3 protein-coding genes are annotated in these 3,996 nt (G+C 70.4%); all 3 read left to right on the forward strand.

Features of this window, described 5'->3' with window-relative positions; all coding sequences use genetic code 11:
- Positions 1–866 (forward strand): DUF3459 domain-containing protein (locus ACOV8S_RS22565; RefSeq protein WP_448319792.1); only part of this gene is annotated, 866 nt, incomplete at its 5' end.
- Entirely contained in the window at positions 863–2,581 is a 1,719-nt protein-coding gene (gene treS, locus ACOV8S_RS22570) for a maltose alpha-D-glucosyltransferase (RefSeq protein WP_448319794.1), read from the forward strand. The genes ACOV8S_RS22565 and treS, both read left to right, overlap by 4 nt.
- Positions 2,582–2,606: 25 nt before the next feature.
- Positions 2,607–3,971, forward strand: a complete 1,365-nt coding sequence (locus ACOV8S_RS22575; RefSeq protein ID WP_448319797.1) for a maltokinase N-terminal cap-like domain-containing protein — start codon at positions 2,607–2,609, stop codon at positions 3,969–3,971.
- The last annotated feature ends 25 nt before the right edge of the window (positions 3,972–3,996 follow it).

Raw genomic sequence — 3,996 nt, forward strand, 5'->3', positions numbered from 1 at the left:
GGGTGCGGATCTTCCGCGTCGACAACCCGCACACCAAGCCGGTCGTCTTCTGGGAGAAGGTCATCGGTGAGATCAACGCCGCCGACCCCGACGTCATCTTCCTGGCCGAGGCCTTCACCCGCCCCGCCATGATGGAGACACTCGCCCAGGTCGGCTTCCAGCAGTCGTACACCTACTTCACCTGGCGCAACACCAAGCACGAACTGACCGAGTACCTGAGCGAGCTGTCGGGCGACTCGGCGGCCTACCTGCGGCCCAACCTGTTCGTGAACACCCCGGACATCCTGCACGCCTACCTGCAGCAGGGCGGCCGGCCCGCCTTCGAGGTCCGCGCGGTCCTGGCGGCCACCCTCTCCCCCGCCTGGGGCGTCTACGCGGGCTTCGAGCTCTGCGAGGGCGCGGCGCTGCGCGAGGGCAGCGAGGAGTACCTGGACTCGGAGAAGTACGAGCTGCGCCCCCGTGACTGGGAGGCCGCCGAGCGGGAGGGCCGCACCCTCGCCCCCCTGCTCGCCGAGCTCAACGGCATCCGGCGACGCCATCCCGCGCTGCAACGGCTGCGCAACCTGCGCTTCCATCCGACGGACAACGACGCCGTGATCGCGTACAGCAAGAGCGAGGGCGACGACACGGTGCTGGTGGTCGCCAACCTCGACCCGCACCACGCGCAGGAGGCGACGGTCCGCCCCGACCTGGCCCGTCTGGGTGTCGACCCGCACGGTTCGGTGCCGGTGCGGGACGAGCTGACGGGTGAGACCTACCACTGGAGCGCCGCCAACTACGTCCGTCTCGAGCCCGGCGTGCGGCCGGCCCACGTCTTCCATGTGCAGGGCTTCCACGTCCAGGCCGGAGGGAACGCAGCGCCATGACCGTCAACGACCCCGTCCCGGACACCTTCGAGGACACGCCGGCCCGTGACCGGGACCCGGACTGGTTCAAGCGCGCCGTCTTCTACGAGGTCCTGGTCCGCTCCTTCCACGACTCCAACGGCGACGGTGTCGGGGACCTCAAGGGCCTGACCTCGAAGCTGGACTATCTCCAGTGGCTCGGCGTGGACTGTCTGTGGATCCCGCCGTTCTTCAAGTCGCCGCTGCGCGACGGCGGTTACGACGTCTCCGACTACACCGCCGTGCTGCCCGAGTTCGGCGACCTGGCCGACTTCGTGGAGTTCGTCGATGCCGCGCACCAGCGCGGCATGCGCGTGATCATCGACTTCGTCATGAACCACACCAGCGACCAGCACCCGTGGTTCCAGGAGTCCCGCAAGGACCCCGACGGCCCGTACGGCGACTACTACGTCTGGGCCGACGACGACAGCCGGTACGCCGACGCGCGCATCATCTTCGTCGACACCGAGACGTCCAACTGGACCTACGACCCGGTCCGCGGCCAGTACTTCTGGCACCGCTTCTTCTCCCACCAGCCGGACCTCAACTACGAGAACCCGGCCGTGCAGGAGGAGATCCTGGCGGCCCTGCGGTTCTGGCTCGACCTCGGCGTGGACGGCTACCGCCTGGACGCCGTCCCCTACCTCTACGCCGAGGAGGGGACCAACTGCGAGAACCTGCCGGCCACGCACCAGTTCCTGAAGCGGGTGCGCAAGGAGATCGACGCGCACTACCCGGACACCGTGCTGCTGGCGGAGGCCAACCAGTGGCCCGAGGACGTGGTCGACTACTTCGGCGACTTCGCCTCCGGCGGCGATGAGTGCCACATGGCGTTCCACTTCCCGGTCATGCCGCGCATCTTCATGGCCGTCCGGCGTGAGTCCCGCTACCCGGTCTCCGAAATCCTGGCGAAGACCCCCGCCATCCCGGCGAAGTGCCAGTGGGGCATCTTCCTGCGCAACCACGACGAGCTGACCCTGGAGATGGTCACCGACGAGGAACGCGACTACATGTACGCGGAGTACGCCAAGGACCCGCGGATGCGGGCCAACATCGGCATCCGCCGCCGCCTCGCGCCCCTCCTCGACAACGACCGCAACCAGATCGAGCTCTTCACCGCTCTGCTCCTGTCGCTGCCCGGCTCCCCCGTCCTGTACTACGGCGACGAGATCGGGATGGGCGACAACATCTGGCTCGGCGACCGCGACGGGGTACGCACCCCCATGCAGTGGACGCCCGACCGCAACGCCGGCTTCTCCTCCTGCGACCCCGGCCGGCTCAACCTGCCGACCATCATGGACCCCGTCTTCGGCTACCAGGTCACCAACGTGGAAGCCTCGATGGCCTCGCCGTCGTCGCTGCTGCACTGGACCCGCCGGATGATCGAGATCCGCAAGGAGAACCCGGCCTTCGGGCTGGGCACCTACACCGAACTCCCCTCCTCGAACCCCGCGGTGCTCGCCTTCCTGAGGGAACACGAGGACGACACCGTCGTGTGCGTGCACAACTTCTCCCGCTACGCCCAGCCCACCGAACTCGACCTGAGCGCCTTCGAAGGACGTCACCCGGTCGAACTGTTCGGCGGAGTCCGCTTTCCGGCCATCGGCGAACTGCCGTACCTGCTGACCCTGGCAGGCCACGGCTTCTACTGGTTCCGGCTCGTCCGAGTCGCACCCCGCGCCAGCCGACGACTGTGAGCCTGAGCCCGCGAAAGGACACGCCATGACGAAGACAGCATCGCTCCGCACCGCCCGCCCGGTCGCCGCCGAGCCCATGGCCTCCCTCAAGGGGCTGTTGCTCGAATGGCTGCCACAGCAGCGCTGGTTCGCGGGCAAGGACCGGCCCGTGACCGATCTGAAGCTGCTGTCCATGACGGAGCTGCATCCGGGCTGCCTGCACCTGCTGGTGCACGCCGAGCACACCGGCCCGGCCACCCCGGGCGCCTCCCGTCCCGGCGACTGCTACCAACTGCTGCTGGGGGCGCGGCGGGAGCTGCCGCCGCGCCTGGCGGAGGCGTTCATCGGCCGGGCCGGCACCGGCCCGCTGGCCGGCATGGCGGTCTACGACGCCCTGCGCGAGCCCCGTTCGGCGGCGCTGCTGCTCGACCGGCTGCGCCATCCCGGTGTCACCGGGCCGCTCAGCTTCGAGCGCGACACCAGCGTCTGCCTGCCGGCCGGGCTCGCCCCGCGGCTGCTCGCCGCCGAGCAGTCCAACACCTCGCTGGTCTACGGCGACCAGTACATCCTCAAGGTGTTCCGCCGGATCCAGCCCGGCATCAACCCGGACTGGGAGGTGCCGTGGGCGCTGGCGCGCACGGGCTGCACCCGGGTGCCGGCGCCGACCGCCTGGTTCCGCACCTCACAGCCCTTCGAGGCCACGCTCGGCGTGCTGCAGCCCTTCCTGCCCTCCGCGACGGACGGCTGGACGCTCGGCCTGAACGCGCTGGCCGCGGAGAACGACTTCACCCGTGAGGCGCACGCCCTGGGCCTGGCCACCGCGGAGGTCCACCAGGCGCTGGCGGCGGCGTTCCCGCGGGGCCCGCTCGGCCCGGAGGCCGCGCCGCAGAAGGGCCGGCTGGCCCAGGAGATGACCGAGCGGCTGCACGACACCGCCCGTGCCGTGCCGGACCTGCGGCCGTACGTGCCGGGGCTGTCCGCGGCGTTCGCCTCGCTGGAGGCGGACCGGCCGGCCCAGCGCATCCACGGCGACCTGCACCTGGGGCAGGTGCTGCGGGCCGGCAGCCGGTGGTTCGTCATCGACTTCGAGGGCGAGCCGTCCCGGCCGCTGGCGGAGCGCCGCAGCGTGCACTCCCCGGTGCGCGACGTGGCGGGCATGCTCCGTTCCTTCGACTACGCGGCCCGCACCCGCCGGCCGTGGCACCCCGAGTGGGCCCGGCAGTGCCGTGAGGCCTACTGCGCGGGGTACGCGCGCGGCTCGGGGTGGGACCCCCGCGACGAGCCCGGCGTACTGCGCGCCTACGAGACCGACCGGGCGGTGTACGAGGTCCTCTACGAGGCCAAGCACCGGCCCGACTGGCTCCCCGTTCCAATGGCAGCGATCCGGCGTCTCGCCGTTCTAGGAGGCTGAACCCGAATATGGCACTGCGTGAGAC

It is taken from the genome of Streptomyces sp. CO7 (assembly GCF_053474865.1).

Bases quoted from the DNA above. Each gene is read 5' to 3' on its own strand.
- treS (WP_448319794.1), top strand. From the start codon at position 863: ATGACCGTCAACGACCCCGTCCCGGACACCTTCGAGGACACGCCGGCC.
- ACOV8S_RS22575 (WP_448319797.1), top strand. From the start codon at position 2,607: ATGACGAAGACAGCATCGCTCCGCACCGCCCGCCCGGTCGCCGCCGAG.